Consider the following 18,426-nt stretch of genomic DNA (forward strand, 5'->3'; position numbering starts at 1 on the left):
ATCCATACGTAGCCTCCGGCTATTCGTAATGGGTACCGGCTACCTATAACCCTCCAGGGGTGACACTCACTCAGCGACCCGTTAGCCTACGTTGAGCGCTTCAACCATCGTCATCCACCAGGCGGTTCTGATGTTCAAGGAAGCCACCCTTTACTCTCCGGTCATCAATAACGAACACGGACGCGTGTCCGTGATCTTCGCGAAGGACCACCCCGGATACCAGGACCGGCCGTATCAGGAGCACCGGGCCCGCATAGCCGAACTCGCTTTACGGCACAGGAAGGGCGAACCGGCACCCGACATTCCTTATACGGAGGCCGAACACGAGACGTGGCACACGGTGAGCACGGAATTGTCCGCCAAGCACCGCGTGCACGCCTGTCGTGAATTCATCGAGGCGAGCGAGCTGCTCGACCTGCGCCACGAACGGCTTCCGCAGCTCAGCGACGTCTCAGCACGCGTATACCCGCTCACCGGATTCACCTTCGGCCCGGCCGCGGGCCTGGTGGCGCAGCGTGATTTCTACGGCTCGCTGGCCGATCGAAGGTTTCAGGCGACCCAGTACATACGCCATCCTTCGTTTCCTCGGTTTTCGCCGGAACCGGACATGATCCATGAGGTGGTGGGGCACGGCACACACCTTTCAAGTAATCGATGGGCGACGCTGTACGAACTTCTCGGGAAGACGGTTCGCCGTCTTGAGTCCGACGAGGCGGTCAGCCTCGTGTCCCGCGTCTTCTGGTTCACCATCGAATACGGACTGGTGAAGGAGGACGGCAGGACCAAGGTCTGCGGAGCCAGCCTGCTGTCCTCCTGCGGAGAAATGGACTACTTCCTCGGCGCGGACATCAATTCGTTCGACGCTGCGGCCATGGGACGTCAGGGCTACCTGGTGGAGAAATACCAGCCGGTCCTGTTCAGGGCCGAGTCCTTCAACCATTTCGAGGACTTCCTCAGCGAATTCCTGACCAGCATCGACGACGACAGCGAACTCGTCGCGGCCTAGCGGGACCGGGTCCCGGCCCGGCCGGTTCACGACCGGCTCCGGCCGGGGGCCTTCGGTACGACGCCTGCCGGGCGGCTCGCGGGAGCGAGCACCCGGAGCAGGTTCTCGTGGAGCAGCAGCGCGCGGTCGCGCCGAGGGACGCCGTCGAAGACGGTCGGTCCCTCGACCACCTCGCGCATCGTGCGGCGCAGCCCTCCGGACATCCGCCCGAGCGGCCAGTCCGTACCGAAGATCACCTTGTGGTTGATGCCCATCCGGAACAGCCGGTTGAGGTGGTGCGGCCAGCTCGGCAGGGTGGCGGAGCTGGCGAACCCGCCGATGTCCAGGTACACGTTGGGCCGGTGCGCCGCGAGATAGGCCCCCGTCTCCACGTTGGTCACCCCGGCGTGGCCCAGGACGAAGTCGACACCGGGGAAGTCGCGGGCCGCCTGGTCTATGTGGAGCGGGTGGGCCAGTTCGGTGTCGAGGGTCGGCACGCTGGGGCCGGTGTGCACGAAGACCGGCAGCGAACGGGCCGCGCAGATCTCGTAGTAGGGATACAGGCTCCGGTCCGAGGGCGAGTAGCCGCACGGCGGGTAGAGCTTGATGCCGTCGAAGCCGTAGTCGTCCAGGGTCTTCTCGAAGAACCGGAGGTTGCCCGGGCCGTGGCGGGGGTCGATCCCGATGTAGACCCAGAACCGCCCGGGGTGCCGCAGCCGGATCCGGTGGTGCCGCTCGGCCATCTCCTCGGGGGTCAGCGGGCAGGCCATCCGGTGGCTGAAGTCGGGCACGAGGAGCACCGATCGGTCGATCCCCGCCCGGTCCATCTCGGCGACCAGGCCGTCGGCGAGGTGGTCCTGGTGCTGCGCCTGGTAGCCGTCCGCGATCCGGCCGGGGTCCGGCGCGGGGCCTCGTGCGGACAGCCTGCTGTGGACGTTCTCCGCCACGCCCTCCACGAAGGCCGGCGGGACGAAGTCGGTGGATGCCACATGGCAGTGGCCGTCGTAGACGATCACCGCAAGCAGTGCTCCACCAGGCCCCGGATGCTGACGCCGTCACCCGGCTCGAAGGTCGAGTAGTCGAACTCCCGGTCGCTGCGCTCCTCCAGGTAGGAGATGAGGCCGACCAGCGCCATCGAGTCGAGCAGACCGGAGTGGGTCAGTTCCGTATCGGCCTTGAGCTCGGCGACCTCCACCTCCCCCTCGTTCCAGTTCTCCACCCACGCGACGAGATCCTTCTCCACCGCCGAGACGTCCTCGCTCACGGCCGACCACCCCTTAGCTCCGCGGATTTCCGCCCCATCAGGCGGAGGCTGTTGCCGCTCATGATCATTTTCCGTTCGGCCTCCCGCAGTCCGGCCACGGCCGGGGCTCCTCGGGAGAACTCCTTCAGCAGTCCCCCGAGCGACTCCGAAAGACGGAAGGACGGCCAGCAGGTACCGAAGAGGATCTTGTGCGAAATCCCGGCCCTGAAGAGCCGGTTGACATGGGTCTGCCAGCCGTCGGCGCTGAGCACCGAGTGGAACTGGCTGATGTCCAGGTGGACGTTGGGCCGGTGGGCGCAGAGGTACGCGGCCTCGTCGACGTGCGTGACCCCGCCGTGGCCCAGGATGAAGTCGACGCCGGGGAAGTCCCTGGCCGCCCGGTCCACGAGCAGCGGGCTGCCGAAGCTGAAGTCCAGCGGCCCCCAGCCGGGACCCGTGTGGGTGAGCACCGGGATGCCGTAGTGGGCGCAGCGCTCGAAGTACGGGTAGAGGCGCGGGTCGCTCGGCTCGTATCCGCAGGGCGGGTAGAGCTTCATCCCGGAGAATCCGTACTCCGTCACGCACCGCTCGAAGAGGTCGATGCCGTCCTGCCCGCCCCGTGGGTCCACGCCCCAGAAGACGTGGAACCGGCCCGGGTGACGGCGGTTCACGCGGTCGTGCAGCGCGGCCAGTTCGGGCTGGGACAGCGCGCACTCGGCCGCGTGCGAGTAGTCGGGCGCCACGAGGAACGCCTGGTCGACGCCCGCCTCGTCCATCTCCGCGACCAGTTGGTCCGCGTCGTCGTCCGCGTACAGGGAGAAGACCTGGTTGCGCACGCGGTCGGGGCGGCCACCGAGACCGTAGGCGTCGAGCCGGTGGTGGACGTTGGCGGCCTGGTGCTCGACGAAGGAACGCGGGATGGCGAGCAGGCTGGCCAGGTTGACCTGCGCGTCGACGATCGGCGGCGCGGCGGGTGCCGTCCCCGGGGCCGGGTCCGGGTTCTGGCGCGCGTCCGGGTTCGGGTTCGGGTTCGAGGTCACCGGGACTCCGTCCCTTCGGCGGCCGTGCCCGCGCCGCGCACCGTGTCGGCGAAGTGCCGCGCCACCGTGGCCCTGCTCAGCTTCATGTTCCCCGTCATGAAGCGTGCGTCGGAGCGCAGTTGCCGCTCGGAGAAGATCACGGATGCGACCCGCTGGTGGGCGTCGAGCCCTCGGTTGACCTCGTCGACGCGTGCCCGCACCTTGGCGGGCAGGGCGGCGTCCTCGGGATCGGTCGTGGTGATCACGGCGCCGAGCCTGCCGGTGTCGGGGGTGGGCACCACGATGATCTCCGCGATTCCCTCCACCCCGGCGAAGTACTCCTCGATCTGCGCGGGGTGCACCTTGCGCCCGTTGCCGAGGACGATCACGTCCTTCTTGCGCCCGATGAGCGTGAGGAAGCCGTCGTCGTCGAGTCTCCCGAAGTCGCCCGTGGCGATGCTCCCGTCGGGGCGGTAGGTCTCGTCTGCGCCGTCGTCGGGGACCTCGAAGTAGCCGCTGCTCTGCGGGAAGGGGCGCTTCAGGATCACCTCGCCGTCGTCGAGGATCCGGACGTGACTGGGGTCGAGGAGCCTGCCGACGGTGCCGAGCCGGTGCGCTTCCTCGGTGTTCCAGGCCACCATGCCGGTCTCGTTGAGGCCGTAGACCTCCAGGAGCTTCACGTCACGGGCCCAGAACGCCTCCAGCGTCTCCCTCCTGATGGGCGCCATGCCCGTGATCAGGAAGCGGACGGCGCCGCCCAGGAAGTCCCCGAGGGTGCCCGTGCCGCCGGACTTGAGGTAGACCTGCAGCATCGTGTCGTAGAAGACCGGCGGGCCGATCAGGAACGTGGGCCGTTCGCTTCTGACCGCCTGGAAGACGCGCTGGTAGGGGGCGAGCGTCAGATCGGCGCCGAGCCACAGACAGCAGTAGAGGGACAGCCGCTGCTGGTAGTTGGAGAGCGGCAGGAAGACCAGATGACGGTCGCTCGCGGTGAGGCGGTACGTCTCGATGAACTGGTTGATCACGTACTCGGAGCCCGGGGCGGTGATGTTCAGCCCCTTGAGCTTGCCCGAGGTGCCCGAGGAGTAGACGAGGCTGTGGACGTGGTCGCGGTCCACGCGTGTCGCGGTGTCGGGCACGACGTCGGGTCCCGGCAGCGCGTCCGGGGCGATCGCCGAGGGGCAGTCGGCCGTGAGGCCGTCGGCGATCAGCAGGGCGAGCTCGTGCCGGGCGACGAAGGCGGCCGGGTCCGCTATCGCGGTGTCCTCGGGGAAGGCTTTGACCACCGCGCCGCGCATCAGCGTCGCCAGGTCCCACAGGGCCCAGTCGATGCCGCTGGGCGCGCGGATGCCGACCAAGTGCCCCGGCTCGACCCCGGCGGCCGCCAGTCGCTCCGCGCGCTCGGTGGCGAGCTCGTGCAGTCGGCTGTACGTGACGACACGCCGCTTGCCCGAGAGGTCGATCTCGGTCAGCCGTGCGTCGGTGTGCTCGCGGTAGCGCTCGCCGAGCTCCGCGATGTTCATGCTCACGCGTTCTCCAACTCCTTTTCCAGACTGGCCAGCAGATCAGCGAGACGCTCCTGGACGAACAGGGCGATCCGGCCGCCGAGCATCTCCTCGTAGCCACCGCTGCCGGTGTCCCAGGCGATGTCGACCTCGACGGTGCAGCCGCCGTCGGGCGTCGGAGCCACCACGACGGTGCGGGCCAGCTCCTGCCACAGCCAGCACGGCTCCGCCCGCAACACGACCCCGTCGTCGTTCAGTTCGACCCGGTCGGACCAGACCACGTCGTCCTGTCCGATCCGGCCGCCGAAGTCCTCCTCCGACTCCGTCCGGTCGGCCCTGGTGTCCCGGGCGAACGGGTCGAGCAGCCGCGGCCGTTCGTGCAGCAGCCGAAGTACGGCCTCGGCGGGCCTGGCCAGTGGGACGGTGCGGGTGAGCGGGGACAGCTCCGCCGTCGGGCGCACGCTGCCCCGGGCCGCGTCGGCCTCGGCGAGGACGCCTTCGAGGACGCCCAGCCCCCGTTCGAGGTCGGCGTCGGAGATGACCAGCGGCGGCTGGACGCGCAGCACCCGGGGGTTGTAGAGCGAGTACGTGGAGGTCACGCCCTCCTCGATGAGGCGTCCGAGGACGAGTCCGGTCAGGGCCTCGTCCTTCAGCTCGAGGCCGTGCATCATGCCGACGCCGCGGTGCTCCGCGATCACCTCCGGGTAGCGGTCGGCGACGGCGGAGAGCCGCGCGCCGATCCGCTCCCCCTTGGCGCGGACGTCGGCCAGGAACTCCTCGTCCGACGCGATGGCGATCGTCTCCAGGCCCGCCCGGCAGGCCAGCGGGTTGCCGCCGAGGCTGGAGCCGAAGGTCGAGGGCAGTTCGCGCAGGACCTCCCAGACCGCCTCGGTGCCCAGCACGGCGGACAGGGCGAGCATGCCGCCGCCGAACGCCTTGCCGACGCAGAGCAGGTCCGGGGTGATGCCGTACCGCTGGTAGGCGAAGAAGGTGCCGCAGCGGCCGAACGCGGTCTGCATCTCGTCGAGTACGAGCAGCGCGCCCGCTTCGGTGCAGAGCCGTCGGACCTCGCGCAGATAGTCCGGCGGCGGCGGGACGACTCCGGCCTCCGCCTGGACGGGTTCGAGCAGCACCGCTGCCACGGAGTCGTCCAGGGCCTCGGCCAGGGCGTCGAGATCACCGAAGGGCACCTGCTCGAATTCGGCCATGAGCGGGCCGAGGCTGGCCTGGTGTTCGGGCCGGGCGGCGGCGCCGAGCGTGGCGAACGTCTTCCCGTGGAAGCAGCCGAGCGCGCTGATGAACCTCGGTCGTCCGGTCGCCGCCCTGGCCAGCTTCAGAGCGTTGTCGATGGTCTCGCCGCCCCCGTTGGCGAGATAGGCGAACGGCAGCTCCTGGTCGGTGACTTCGGCGAGCCGTTCGGTGAGGCGGATGGACACCTCCTCGAACATGATCTTGCTGCTGTTCAGGACTCCCGATGCGAGCTGATCGCGGAGCGCGCCGATGATCCGGGGGTGGGAGTAGCCGAGGGACTGGTTGCCGTACTGGTCGAACATGGCGAGGAAGGACTGCCCCGCGTCGTCGAGGACGGTGGATCCTTTCCCCACGCCCTGGACACCGCACCCCATGACGAAGGCCATCTTCGCGTAGGTGGGGTGGTTGTGGGCCGCCTTAGCCTCGGCCAGTACCTGCCGGTATGTCCGCATACTCGGAGGATCCCCTCGCGTACTCGTCGAAGTCCTGGAAGAAGTACCTGAGCACCGCGTTGCCTTCGGCGCCCAGCTCCTTGCAGAGGCGCACCGCCTCCGGCACGTCGAGAGCGGCCACCATGCTCAGCGGTGCGCCGGTGAAGCGGGGGTCCAGGTAGGGACCGTGCACCGGCACGAAGCCGATGCCGGTGTAGAAGTCGCGCAGCCGCCCCTCGCCGTCGTCGGTGAAGAAGTCGCCCATGATGCACGTCACTTGGTGCGTCCGGACGCTGTGCACCAGCGCCTCGCGCATCAGCCGCATGCCCACCTTCCGGTTGCGCACGCCCGGCAGCGTCATCAGGTGGCCGAACTCCACGAGGCGGTGCCCGGCGGAGCGCAGCCGGCCGATGTCGGCCACGTCCTCGCAGGGCAGTCCGGCGGGCGAGTCAGGGACGATCTTTATCGTGCCGATCGCCTCGGATCCGGCGTACGCGAGGAGGTAGTAGGCCCGGGCGTCGAACTTGTCGAAGGTGTCGGCGGTCTGCGCGGTGTCGGTGAGCCGCTCCTGGTCCCGCACGTACACCGCTTCCCGCAGCCGCAGCACATCCGCGTCCTCGGCAGGTGTGCGGGCCCTGCGGAAGGTGATGCCCTCGGCCATGGTCCCTTCCTTCCGTCCGTCCACGTTCCTCCGTCCGTCCACGTGCGGGGGCTACTTGCTGCCGATGAAGCTCCTGAAGTAGGCGAAGTAGCCGGGGTGGTAGTGGCGCAGTCGGTCGCGCACCTCGACATGGAGGTCCGGCAGCCGCTCGATGGGAAGGTTGGGCATCAGATGGTGCTCGACGTGGAAGTTGTTGCCGTTGGTGTACCAGGTCAGCAGCCAATTGGACTTGATCGTCCGGGTGTTGGCGAACGGCGAGCGGTCGAGCGTCTCGCAGCGGAAGTGCTCCGGCAGCTCGATCAGGGCGTGCATCGGAGCCGCGACCACCACCATCGGCAGCACCCAGAGCCAGAGGACCGCCGGGCTCGCGAACACCACCGAGAGCACGGCCGCGGCGACCAGGGCGGCCACGGCGAGCAGGTGCTCGACCCGGATGCGGCGGGTGTTGACGGCGCTCTCGCCGTCGAAGTTGCTGCCCCGCAGCGCCTTCCCGACGCCGACGCCGAACTGCCAGTAGTGGTAGGCCATGGTGAAGCGGGCGAACCAGGTCAGCGCGGTGCCGATCCGGCTGCCGCCATCCCCCGCGCCGTACTGGTCCCCGTAGTCGAAGAACTCCCGGTTCCCCGGGGTGCCGAGGTCGCGGTGGTGGCGCATGTGGGCCACGCGGTAGGCGGTGTACGAGATCAGCATCGGCAGACCGAGCAGCACGCCCACCACGCGGTTGGCGCGCCGGCCGCGGTAGGCGAGGCCGTGCAGGGTCTCGTGCTGGAGTTCCGCGGCGTGCGCGAACATGAGCCCGATCAGCAGGACTCCGCACAGCCGCAGTGACAGCTGCGACTGGAGTGCCAGCCAGCATCCCGCAGCCGTGATCAAGGCGCAGACCAGCACTTTAAGCGTGAATAATCGGCCGCGAATCTCGCCCCGAATTGCGTTTCGCACTTCACGGATGGCTACTGCATCCATCGACGTCCGGGCATCGCACCCCGCCGCTCCGTCCGCTGGGCGTCCCATTAATCCCCCTTATCGACCGACCGCTGTCGGGAGCAATGAAGTGCGGGGCTGCGGTGGACGACTGCAGCCGTCTGCATGGAAATCGCCACTGCCTCGAGGCAGGGTCCTGTGACGGAGATCTGCTTCATCTCTCCGGCGTTCCGAATACGCTCGAACCGTGTTGCGTCGGGAATCTCTACGGCCAGGACAGCTGTATCTCCGGTGCGCCAGCGGCGCACCCGCATGCCATCTTCATTGCGGTCGGCACCCCCAGTCAAGGCCCCCTTTCCGAACTCCGGCATTCCGGTGGTTCGGCACGGGAGCAGGTCCCGAAGTCGGTGCAAAATGGGGCCGATCCGGTGTCTCGGGCAGGTTCCTGCGGCCCCCGGAAATCATCACTCAGGCATGTATAGTCTACGATTGCCCGAGCCGGATTCGTCACTCTCGGTATACCGAGCGGAATCGGAACGCCCCCTGAGGGGCCGTCATACGGTTCCGTCTCTCCCCACGCAAAGCGCATCCGCGGACACCCGTCCCGCATCAAGGACGTCCCCCGTCGCACGACGGCGGAAGGGGACGTCAACAGCTTGCTGGAGGATTCTTGGCTGCTGAACCATTGCGCGACGTCGGAGCGTTGTTGGACGTCTATCGGCAAGGGCTCGTCTTTCACAGCCTCTGCGCCGTGACCCGGCTGTCCATCCCCGACCGGATGGCCGACGGCAGACGCGACATCGCCGACCTCGCCGAAGAGACAGGAACGGACGAAGAGGCCCTGCGGCGGGTGCTCGTGCTCCTCGCGGGCAGCGGGATCGTCGACGTCGACGCGGACCGTGTCGGCGCCGCGCTCACCGAACAGGGCAAGGTGCTGTGCCGCCGTCACCCCATGTCACTGTGGGCGACGTTCGCCACCTTCGGCATCCCGGACGTCGGCAACGCGCTCACCGAGACCCTCAAGGACGGCGCGCCCGCCACCCAACACGCCCTGGGCATCGACTTCTGGGAGCACCTGGCGAAGCACCCCGACCAACAGCTGGTCTTCGGCGAGGCGATGGCGGAGCAGGCGCGGTTGCTGACGCTGCCGTGCGTGCCCCTCCTGGACTGGCCCGCCGACGGCACGGTCGCCGACATCGCCGGCGGCATCGGGGTGCTGCTCGCCGACATCCTGGACGAGGCGCCGGACGCGCGGGGCATTCTCGTCGACCAGCCGGAGGTGCTCGGCCGCGCCCGCGCCTATCTGTCGGAGCAGGGCGTGGACGACCGGTGCACGGTGCGGACCGGCGATCTGTTCGTGCCACCGCCGCGCGCGGACGTCTATGTGCTCTCCCGGGTCCTGCACGACTGGGACGACGACAGCGTGGCCGCGATCCTCGATGCCGTGCGGCGCGGCGGTGACGACACGGCCGTGCTGCGGATCTTCGAGGACGTCCTGCCGGACGACGCCGTTCCGTCCGCTCTCCAGGGCTGGGCCGACGTCGCCATGCTCGCCCTCTACCACCGCGCGAAGGAACGGACGCTGCCGGAGTTCCGGCGGCTCCTGGAACGCGGCGGCTGGCGGCTGGAGCGCGTCGTGCAGGGGCCGCCCGGGATGTGCGTCATCGAAGCACGCCCGCTCGCCGCCCCCTGAGCGTGGTGAGGCGGAGAACCACCGTAGGGGAACCACGCAGGGGAACCACCGTCGGCGGACCGCAGACAAGGAGCCAGGCCGTGATCGATCGAGACACCTATCCGCTGTGGAACAGCCCGAGCATGAGCGCCTACCTCACCACCTTGTCCCACGAGAACATGCTGGTCGAGGGCCGCGGCGTGCGGGTGCGCGACGCCGCGGGGCGTTGGTTCCTGGACGCCCGCTCCGGGCTGTGGAACGTCACTCTCGGATATGACCACCCGAAGGTGACCGAGGCCATCGAACGGCAGCTGCGCACCCTGCCGTTCGCCAACCTGGTCGGCTACGGACGGCCGGGGGCGATCGCCGTGGAGGCCGCCGAGGCGCTGCTCCCCCACCTTCCCGTACACATGAACAAGATCCGTTACTGCAGCAACGGCTCGCAGGCGGTGGAGACCGCGGTACTGCTCTCGCGCTTCCTGCACCACAGCGGCGGGGAGAAGGAACGGCTCGCGGTCTTCGGCATGTGGCACGGCTACCACGGCCTCGGCTCGGGTGCGGGCGCCGTGACCGGCATGTCGTACGTGCACGATCAGTCGGGGCCGCTGCTGCCGGAGGTCCACCACGTCTCCGGTCCCTTCGAGGGCGCGGCCGCCCCCGGCGCGGGGCTCGAACAGACCATCACCGCGTGCGGTCCCGAGCGGGTGGCCGCGGTGGTCCTCGAACTCGTCGTGGGCGAGGGCGGACACGTCCTCTCCGACGACTATCTGCACTCGCTCGAACGGTTCTGCCGCGGCCACGGCATCCACCTGATCGTCGACGAGGTCAGCACGGGCATGGGCCGCACCGGCGCGTTCACCCGCACCGAGCAGGTCGGCATCCGCCCCGACATCCTCACCCTGGGCAAGGGGCTGAGCGCCGGGTACGCGCCGTTGTCCGCCGTGGTGCTGTCCGACGAGGTCTCGGCGCGCCTCTTCGACCTCGACTTCGAGCAGAAGTTCCTGATCGGCTCGACCAACGACGGGCATCCCCTCGGACTCGCCGCGTCGATGGCCGTCATCGACACGCTCGCCGACGGCGGGGTGCTGGAGAACGTCGAGGCCATGGGCGCGCTGCTGCGGCAGGGCCTGGAGGAGGTGGCGGCGCGGCATCCGCAGGTGGCGGCGGTGCGCGGCGCCGGTCTGATGCAGGCCGTCGAGATGGTGGCGGCGTCACAGGACGGGGCGCTCACGGGCGGCGCGATGGCGGATCATCTGCGGCTGGCCCTGGAGGAGCGGGGCGTGCTCGTCTCCTCGCTCGCCATGGTCCCCGCCATCATGATCATTCCGCCGTTGGTCGTCACCGCGTCCGACGTCGAGGAGATCGTGACCACGCTGGACAAGGCACTCGCGGAGATCCGGTACTGACCGGCCTCCGCTCAGCCGTACCGAAGCGGCCCGGGCCACCGCCTCTCGGCGGTGGCCCGGGCCGCTTCACGCATACGGTCAGGCGTCCGGTCCAGCGGTGATGACCTGGGCCACCACGGCCAGCGCCGACGCGTGCGTCAACTCGTCGTGCGCGCAGTCGATGTCGTGGCGCGCCAGGCGGCCCCGTACGAAGGGGTCCCAGGACTCGGCGTGCGGAGTCGGCCCGGCGGCCCCGCCCCGCGTGGCCGTGAAGAGCACCGCGTCCCCGTCGTAGGGCTCGGGGCGGTGGGCGCTCAGCAGGGCGCTGGTGTGCCGGTACGTCCGTACGAGCGCCGCGACCCTGCTCTCGTCGAACTCCGCCAGATCGGCCGGGTCCTCGGAGGAGTCACGCAGGGCCTCGGCGGTCCGCGCGATCGTCAGGGGCTCACCTGCGGTGTCCGGCACGGGGCAGTCGAAGCGGTCGAGGAGTGCGCGCAGCACCTCCTGTTCCGACATGCCGTCACCCGCCGCATCCGGTCCCGCCTGCGCCGGGTAGCCGTCCAGCAGGGCCAGCAACTCCACCTCCTCCCCCTGCTCCCGCAGCTTCACGGCCATCGCGTGGGCCGCGGGCGCGCCGAAGGACCACCCCAACAGGCGGTAGGGGCCAAAGGGTTGGACGGTGCGCACGGCATCCAGGTACTGGGCCGCGAGTTCGTCCAGGGTGGCGGGGAGGCCGTCCTCCTCGGTCAGGCTGCGCGCCTGGAGTCCGTACAGGGGGATGTCGGCAGGAAGGTGGCCCGCGAGCCGCACGTACACCCAGCTCTGTCCGTCGGCGGGGTGGACACAGAACAGCGGGGTCTTCTTGCCCGTGCCCCGCAGGGGAACGAGCACGTCGTCGCGGTTGCGTACGACGCCGTCCCCCAGCTGCCGGGCGAGACCGGCCACCGTGGGGCTCGCGAACAGTTCGCCGACCGACAGTTCCCGGCCCAGCGTGGACCGGATCCTGCCGAGGAGGCGGGTCGCGGAGAGCGAATGCCCGCCCAGGTCGAAGAAGTTGTCGTCGATGTTGACCTGGGGCACTTTGAGGATGCGGGCGAAGAGTCCCGCCAGGATCTCCTCGGCCGCGGTGCGCGGCACCTGGTTGCGGTCCGCCGCGGCCGCCGTGGGCGCGGGCAGCGCGTTGCGGTCCAGTTTGCCGCTGGCGGTCAGCGGCAGTTCGTCCAGGGACACCAGCTGGCTCGGTGTCAGATAGCCGGGCAGCCGGTCGCCGATCTCGGTGCGTACGGCCGCCGGGTCGAGGCGCCTGCCGGGCTCGGGCACGGCGTAGCCGATCAGCCGACGGTCGCCGGTCTCGTCCTCGATCACCGTCGCCGCGGCCCGCGCGACGCCCGGCACCTCGCGGATCGCCGCCTCGACCTCCCCGAGCTCGATGCGGTAGCCGCGCAGCGAGACCTGGTCGTCGTTGCGCCCGACGAAGACGAGGTCGCCCTCGGGGGTCCAGCGGACCAGGTCGCCCGTGCGGTACATCCGGGAGCCCTCGGGCCCGTAGGGGTCGCGTACGAAGCGTTCCGCGGTCAGTTCGTCCCGGCCTCGGTAGCCCTGGGTCACCCCTGCCCCCGCCACGTACAGCTCCCCCACGGCCCCGACGGGGACCAGTTCGAGGTGCTCGTCGAGGGCGCGGACGCGGACGTTGCGCAGGGGCTTGCCGATCGGCGGGGCCTCGGCGTCGGCGGGCGAGAGCGGCAGGCTCATCGCGGTGGAGATGGTGGCCTCGGTGGGGCCGTAGCCGTTGATCAGCCGGCAGACCGGCGACCAGCGCCTGACGACGTCCGGTGACGACGCCTCGCCCACGATGGTGATGGTGACGCCCGGGGGCAGGTCGTCCGGCGACATCACCTCGAGCACCGAGGGGGCGAGGACCAGGTCGTTGATGCCCGCCTCGTCGATGATCCTCGCGAGGTCGGGTCCTGGCGCGAGACGGTCGCTCGGGGCGATCACCAACGTCCCGCCGACCAGCACCGACTGGGTCATCTCCCCCACCGACGCGTCGAAGCTCGCGGAGGCGAACTGCAGGGTGCGGCCGCCGGGCCCGGAACCGAGCCGGTCCAGCATGGCTCCGGTGATGTTGACGACGCCCCGGTGCGGCACCACGACGCCCTTGGGGCGCCCGGTGGAGCCGGAGGTGTAGATCAGATACGCCGGGAGCCCCGGGTCGAAAGGACCGGTGCGCTCGTCGTCGGTGAGGTCGTCCCCGGGCAGTTCGGCGAGCGTCCGCCGCAGGCCCGGGTCGTCGAGCAGGAGGCTCTCGGTGTCGAGGACGTCCGCGAGGTGCGCCGTCGAGGAGTGCAGCAACAGCAGCGCGGGCGACGCGTCAGCCACCATGAAGGCGAGCCGGTCCTCGGGATAGGCCGAGTCGAGGGGCAGGAAGGCGGCGCCCGTCTTCAGTACGCCGAGGACGGCCGCGACCAGCTCCGGGGACCTCGGCAGGGACAGGCCCACGACGCTGCCGGGGCCCACGCCGCGCGAGACCAGGTGCCGCGCGAGCCTGCTGGAGCGCTCGTTGAGGTCGCGGTAGCTGTGCGTGGGCCCGCCGTGCAGCTCGACCGCCGCCGCGTCCGGGGTCCGCCGCGCCCACTGCTCGACCAGGGTGTGCATCCCCACCTCGGGGATCTCCTTGACCGGTCCGGCGCCCCAGGCGAGCAGTTGCTCGCGTTCCTCGGCGCGCAGCAGCGGGAGGGCGCCGATCGGTGTCCCGGGGTCCGCGGCGGCGACGCCGTCCATGAAGTGCAGGAACCGCTCGACGTGCGCGTCGAGTTCGCCCGGCAGGTGGAGGTCGGCGTTGGCGGCGGCGATGAGGTCCACGGACCCGTCGGCGGACGTCTGGAAGAACGTGAACATCAGGTCGGCGACATGGCCGTGGGACAGCGTCCGCAGGCGCGCGGTGGCTCCGGCGAAATCGAGGTCGTGGGAGAAGCCCATGACGTTCAACGCCGGTCCCCACAGCCGCCGTTCGGTGCCGAGCAGCCCCAGTTCCCTGCTGAGTTCCTCCGAGGGGTACCGGCTGCGCTGGAAGGCGGCGCGTGCCTCGGCCCGGGTGTCCTTGAGGAAGTCCGCCAGCGGGGTCCCCGCGTCGGTGGCGATGCGCAGCGGCACGGGGTTGGTCAGCATGCCGGGGGTGTCCCGCTCGACCTTGGTCAGGCGTGCCGCGACGGGCATGCCGATCGTGACCTCGGGAGCGCTGGTCATCCGCGCGGTGTAGGCGGCGGTGATGCCGGTCGTCAACTCGACCCAGCTGACGGCGAATCGCTCAGCGGCCGCGCGCAGCCGCGCCAGTCGCGCCGGTTCGAGGGCGGCCCTGCGGGTCAGCACGTCCGCGCCGCCCGCCGTGCGCCGGGTGGTCAGGCGCACCGGTTCGGGCCGGTCGGAGAGCCGCTCCAGCCAGTACTTGCGGTCCCGCTCGCGGCGCGTGGAGGCGAGGTAGGCCGTCTCGCTCTCCACAAGCATGCGGAAGGGCCGGAAGGGGTTGTCGTCGACGGTCCGGCCCGCCGCGAGGGCCGTGTACACCTGGGCCGTACGACGGTGCAGCACGCCCAGGCTGCCGCCGTCGAGGAGCAGGTGGTGGACGCGGCGGAAGAGCGTGAACCGGTCGGCCGCGAGCTTGAACAGCGCCGTGGTGAACGGCGGGGGCTCCGACAGTTTCACCTCCTTGGCCATGTCGGTGCGCATCCACGCCTCCGCCGCGGCCCGCGGGTCGGCCTCGGAACTGACGTCGAAGTAGTGGGCGGGCGGCCGCGCGGAATCGTCGACGTACTGCATCGGTCCTTCGGCGCCCTCCACGAAACGCAGGCGCAGCGCCTCCATCTCCGTGGTCACCCGGTGATGGGCCTCCTGCAAGAGCGCGGGGTCCACGGGGCCTTCGATGTCGAGGCAGTCGGCGATGCTGTGGTGCGTGACGGTGGGTGCCAGAGCCTGCGCGAACCAAATTCCCCGTTGGGCGGCCAACAAGGGCAAATACTCGCTCGAGTGATCCGGAGTTACTTTGTCGTGCGGCCCCGGCATGAAGTCCCTCGCATTCGTCGTGATGCGGTCATGAGAAACTTGTGGCACGTTTCCTGGGAACCCGAAGGCGAACGAAATCGGACTCTAGCAAGCACGGTCGCCGCCTGGGAAGGGGGCAAGATCGCTACAAACGCCAACCTGCCTGGCATATCCGTCAATAGGGGCAGGCAGTGGCGTTTGGCCACCGTCACGGGGCCGCTTCCCACGGGCGCCCCATGCTTGCTGCTGTTCTGAGGAGCGGGTTAGTATCCCGGCGTTCCACGGCTCCGGCATATATGTCCGCACGATCCGCACGATCTGCACGAAGCGTCTTCGGACCGGAATATCGTCGGCCGGATGAGGCGGTTTCCGCACCGCGCCGCGGACCGTTTCCGCGAAATCAGCGGATGTGGAATCCCTTGGCCCGCGGTAGCGCCCGTCCTTTCCGCCTCGATGTCTTCGGTCGTCGGTTTCGACCACGAGGGGCACGCCATGAGTGACGCCATGAGTGAGCAGTACTCGACGAGGGAACGGCTGTACCGGACCATGCGGTTGATCCGCCGCTTCGAGGAGTTCTGCATCAAGTTGGTGCGTTCCGGGGAGATCGCGGGCGGCATCCATCCCTACATCGGCCAGGAGGCCATCGCGGCCGGGGTGTGCGCGGCACTGCGCCCCGACGACTACATCACCAGCACGCACCGGGGCCACGGTCACGTCCTGGCCAAGGGCGCCGATCCCGCGGGCATGATGGCCGAGTTGACCGGACGGGTCACCGGTCTCAACAAGGGCCGCGGCGGCTCCATGCACGCGGCGGACGTCAGCCTCGGCATCCTCGGTGCCAACGGCATCGTCGGGGCGGGCGCCCCGATCGCGGCCGGTGCCGCCTGGGCGGCGACGCGCGCGGGCGAGGACCGGATCGCGGTCAGCTTCTTCGGTGACGGCGCGGTCAGCCAGGGCGTGGTCCTCGAATCGTTCAACCTGGCGGCGCTCTGGCAGCTTCCGGTCCTCTTCGTCTGCGAGAACAACGGATACGCCTCCACCCTCACCGTGGACAACGCGGTGGCGGGCACGATCGTCGGCCGCGCCGCCGCCTTCGGCATTCCCGCCGCGCGGATCGACGGCACGGACGCCGAGGCGGTCATGGCCGCCACGCGGGAGTACGCCGACCGGGCCCGTTCGGGCGGCGGTCCCGCGCTCCTGGAGTGCGCCGCGTACCGGTTCGACGCCCATCACACCTGGGAGCACAAGTCGTTCGTCAGGTACCGGACGCGGGAGGAGGTCGCCGAGGGACGCTCCCGCGACCCGCTGCTCGTCCAGGCGGAGCTCATCGGCTCCGAGACCTGTGAGCGCATCGACCGTGAGGTGGAGGAAGTCCTTGAGTCCGCACGGCAGTTCGCTCTGGAAAGCCCCAAACCCGACCCCGCCGACGCCCTCGACCATCTGTACGCGACGGGCCTGCGCCCTCGGGCAGGGGTGACGGCCCATGCCTAAGCTCTCCTACCTCGGCGCGCTCTCCAAGGCCCTCAACGACGAACTCGCGCGCGACCCCTCCGTCTGCGTCTTCGGCGAGGACGTACGGGTCGGCGTCGCCAACATCACCAAGGGTCTCGTGGAGCAGTTCGGTCCGCAGCGGATCGTCGACATGCCGCTGTCCGAGCAGGCGTTCACCAGTTTCGCGACCGGTGCGGCGCTCGTCGGACAGCGTCCGGTGATCGAGTTCCAGATCCCGTCCCTGCTGTTCCTGGTCTTCGAGCAGATCGCCAACCAGGCGCACAAGTTCTCGCTCATGACGGGTGGTCAGGCCAAGGTGCCGGTCACCTATCTCGTGCCGGGGTCCGGCTCCCGCGTGGGCTGGGCGGGTCAGCACTCCGACCAGCCGTACGGCCTCTTCGCCCACGTGGGGCTCAAGACGGTCGTCCCCAGCACCCCTTCCGACGCCTACGGACTGCTCGTCTCGGCGATCCGGGACGACGACCCGGTGGTGGTCCTGACCCCGGCCGCCTCGTCGACGGACCGCGAGGACGTGGATCCCGCCGAGCTCGGCCCGGTCCCGCTCGGCGTGGGCCGCGTGGTGCGCCCGGGCTCGGACATCACGGTGGTGGCGGTCGGCCATCTCGTTCAGGAGGCCGTGGCGGTGGCCGACGAGCTCGCCTCCGAGGTCTCCGTCGAGGTCTTCGACCCCCGCACGGTCTACCCGTTCGACTGGGCGGGACTGGCGGCGTCGGTGGGCCGCACGGGGCGTCTCGTCGTCATCGACGACACCAACCGCTTCTGCGGCTTCGCGGCCGAGATCGTCAGCACCGCCGCCGAGGAGCTCACGCTCACCGCCCCGCCCCGGCGCGTCACCCGGCCCGACGGCACGGTGCTGCCGTTCGCCCTGGAACTCGACCGCGCGGCCCAGCCGCACAGGGACCAGCTCATGGACGCGGTGAGAGGAGTGTGCGGACTCGCGCGGAAGGATCCCTGACCAGTCCGACGAGGACGCAGGGCCCGCTACCCCGCCCGGTCAGGATCCGGCTTCCTCGCCACGACCAGGCGCCAGTGCGGGCTCCCGTCGGGCCGCCGTCCGAACTCCTCCAGGGCCCGCGTCCCTACGTCGAAACCCGCCTCGGCCAGGTCCGCGCGCACGGCACCCAACGGGAAGGTGCGGTAGTACATGACGAAGCTCGGGCGCCACAGCAGGTTCCGTACGCGCATCGCCCCGTCGAAACCGAGCATCGCCCAGTACCAGCGGGAGCCGAACGGCTGCGGCGCGCCGACCGGGAACGCGAACAGGCCACCGGGGCGCAGCGCGCGGTACACCCCGGCGAAGAGCGCGGGCCGCTCGGCGGGCAGGAAGTGACCGAACGCCCCGAAGCTCACGGCCACGTCGAACGCCTCGCCGAACGGCAGCGCACGGGCGTCCGCCCTGACCCAGTCGACCGTGGTTCCCCCGGGCTCCGGCACGGCCTCCGCCGCGGCGGCCAGCATCCCCGCGCTGAAATCCACCCCGGTGACCCGTTCCGTACACAGGGGCAGCAGCGCCTCGACGCCCGCGCCCGTTCCGCAGCAGACGTCGAGCCCCGCGGCGAAGGGCCCGAACGGCCGAAGTGCTTCGGTCGTCACCGTCAAGAACCGGCCGGGCGTACGGAAGGGGGTGTGGTCGAACTTCGGGGCGAGCAGGTCGTACCCGTGCTCGATGGAGGAGAGGGCCTGAACGGCCAGCTCACGCAGCGTGGGACCCTGGGAGGTGAACATCGGCTCCAGGGTAGTCAGGGAGCGAAGGGGACGCGCCCCGGCGGGGCGCCGCGGTGGCCGGTAACCGCCACGAGGTCT

Annotated in this window: 14 protein-coding genes; 5 read left to right on the forward strand and 9 right to left on the reverse strand. The window is 70.0% G+C overall.

All coding sequences use genetic code 11. The annotated features are described in order from the left end of the window. Window positions 1-91 precede the first annotated feature (91 nt). A complete protein-coding gene (locus KY5_RS01475) occupies window positions 92-1,006 on the forward strand; it encodes a phenylalanine 4-monooxygenase (protein WP_199842881.1) in 915 nt (304 codons plus the stop codon). 26 nt (window positions 1,007-1,032) lie between these two features. Here the strand turns inward: KY5_RS01475 and KY5_RS01480 are convergent, their stop codons facing one another. From KY5_RS01480 to KY5_RS01510, 7 genes are read right to left on the reverse strand one after another with little or no spacing between them, the layout of a single operon-like run. Continuing rightward, the gene (locus tag KY5_RS01480) at window positions 1,033-2,001 is read right to left on the reverse strand and encodes an amidohydrolase family protein (protein ID WP_159072456.1); all 969 of its coding nucleotides are present in this window, start codon (window positions 1,999-2,001) and stop codon (window positions 1,033-1,035) included. Continuing rightward, window positions 1,998-2,249: a hypothetical protein gene (locus tag KY5_RS01485; protein ID WP_098240442.1), complete on the reverse strand. Its 252-nt coding sequence runs from the start codon at window positions 2,247-2,249 to the stop codon at window positions 1,998-2,000. Before KY5_RS01485 ends, KY5_RS01480 begins: the two co-directional genes overlap by 4 nt. After that, the gene (locus KY5_RS01490) at window positions 2,246-3,268 is read right to left on the reverse strand and encodes an amidohydrolase family protein (RefSeq protein WP_098240443.1); all 1,023 of its coding nucleotides are present in this window, start codon (window positions 3,266-3,268) and stop codon (window positions 2,246-2,248) included. Before KY5_RS01490 ends, KY5_RS01485 begins: the two co-directional genes overlap by 4 nt. Then, the gene (locus KY5_RS01495; RefSeq protein WP_098240444.1) at window positions 3,265-4,770 is read right to left on the reverse strand and encodes an AMP-binding protein; all 1,506 of its coding nucleotides are present in this window, start codon (window positions 4,768-4,770) and stop codon (window positions 3,265-3,267) included. Before KY5_RS01495 ends, KY5_RS01490 begins: the two co-directional genes overlap by 4 nt. Window positions 4,771-4,772: 2 nt before the next feature. After that, window positions 4,773-6,455: an aspartate aminotransferase family protein gene (locus KY5_RS01500; RefSeq protein ID WP_098240445.1), complete on the reverse strand. Its 1,683-nt coding sequence runs from the start codon at window positions 6,453-6,455 to the stop codon at window positions 4,773-4,775. After that, window positions 6,421-7,095, reverse strand: a complete 675-nt coding sequence (locus tag KY5_RS01505) for an N-acyl amino acid synthase FeeM domain-containing protein (RefSeq protein ID WP_098240446.1) — start codon at window positions 7,093-7,095, stop codon at window positions 6,421-6,423. Before KY5_RS01505 ends, KY5_RS01500 begins: the two co-directional genes overlap by 35 nt. 51 nt (window positions 7,096-7,146) lie before the next feature. Continuing rightward, the gene (locus KY5_RS01510; RefSeq protein ID WP_159072458.1) at window positions 7,147-7,968 is read right to left on the reverse strand and encodes a fatty acid desaturase family protein; all 822 of its coding nucleotides are present in this window, start codon (window positions 7,966-7,968) and stop codon (window positions 7,147-7,149) included. Window positions 7,969-8,767: 799 nt separating this feature from the next. Here KY5_RS01510 and KY5_RS01515 point away from each other — a divergent pair. Next, complete coding sequence (locus KY5_RS01515) at window positions 8,768-9,709, forward strand: methyltransferase (protein ID WP_159072459.1); 942 nt, start codon at window positions 8,768-8,770, stop codon at window positions 9,707-9,709. Between the two features lie 80 nt (window positions 9,710-9,789). Beyond that, a complete protein-coding gene (locus KY5_RS01520) occupies window positions 9,790-11,094 on the forward strand; it encodes an aspartate aminotransferase family protein (protein ID WP_098240449.1) in 1,305 nt (434 codons plus the stop codon). 78 nt (window positions 11,095-11,172) lie between these two features. Here KY5_RS01520 and KY5_RS01525 read toward each other — a convergent pair whose 3' ends face one another. Further along, window positions 11,173-15,078, reverse strand: coding sequence for a non-ribosomal peptide synthetase (locus KY5_RS01525; RefSeq protein WP_159072460.1), 3,906 nt, complete (start codon window positions 15,076-15,078; stop codon window positions 11,173-11,175). Window positions 15,079-15,603: 525 nt separating this feature from the next. Between KY5_RS01525 and KY5_RS01530 the strand changes: the two genes are divergently transcribed. Further along, complete coding sequence (locus KY5_RS01530; protein ID WP_234362574.1) at window positions 15,604-16,602, forward strand: thiamine pyrophosphate-dependent dehydrogenase E1 component subunit alpha; 999 nt, start codon at window positions 15,604-15,606, stop codon at window positions 16,600-16,602. After that, the gene (locus KY5_RS01535) at window positions 16,595-17,578 is read left to right on the forward strand and encodes an alpha-ketoacid dehydrogenase subunit beta (protein WP_098240452.1); all 984 of its coding nucleotides are present in this window, start codon (window positions 16,595-16,597) and stop codon (window positions 17,576-17,578) included. The genes KY5_RS01530 and KY5_RS01535 overlap by 8 nt, the downstream gene beginning before the upstream one ends. A gap of 26 nt (window positions 17,579-17,604) precedes the next feature. On the opposite strand, the gene KY5_RS01540 is transcribed toward KY5_RS01535, so the two are convergent. Beyond that, window positions 17,605-18,348: a class I SAM-dependent methyltransferase gene (locus tag KY5_RS01540; protein WP_098240453.1), complete on the reverse strand. Its 744-nt coding sequence runs from the start codon at window positions 18,346-18,348 to the stop codon at window positions 17,605-17,607. Between the last annotated feature and the right edge of the window lie 78 nt (window positions 18,349-18,426).

It is taken from the genome of Streptomyces formicae (genome assembly GCF_002556545.1).
In the GTDB taxonomy this organism is placed as follows: domain Bacteria; phylum Actinomycetota; class Actinomycetes; order Streptomycetales; family Streptomycetaceae; genus Streptomyces; species Streptomyces formicae_A.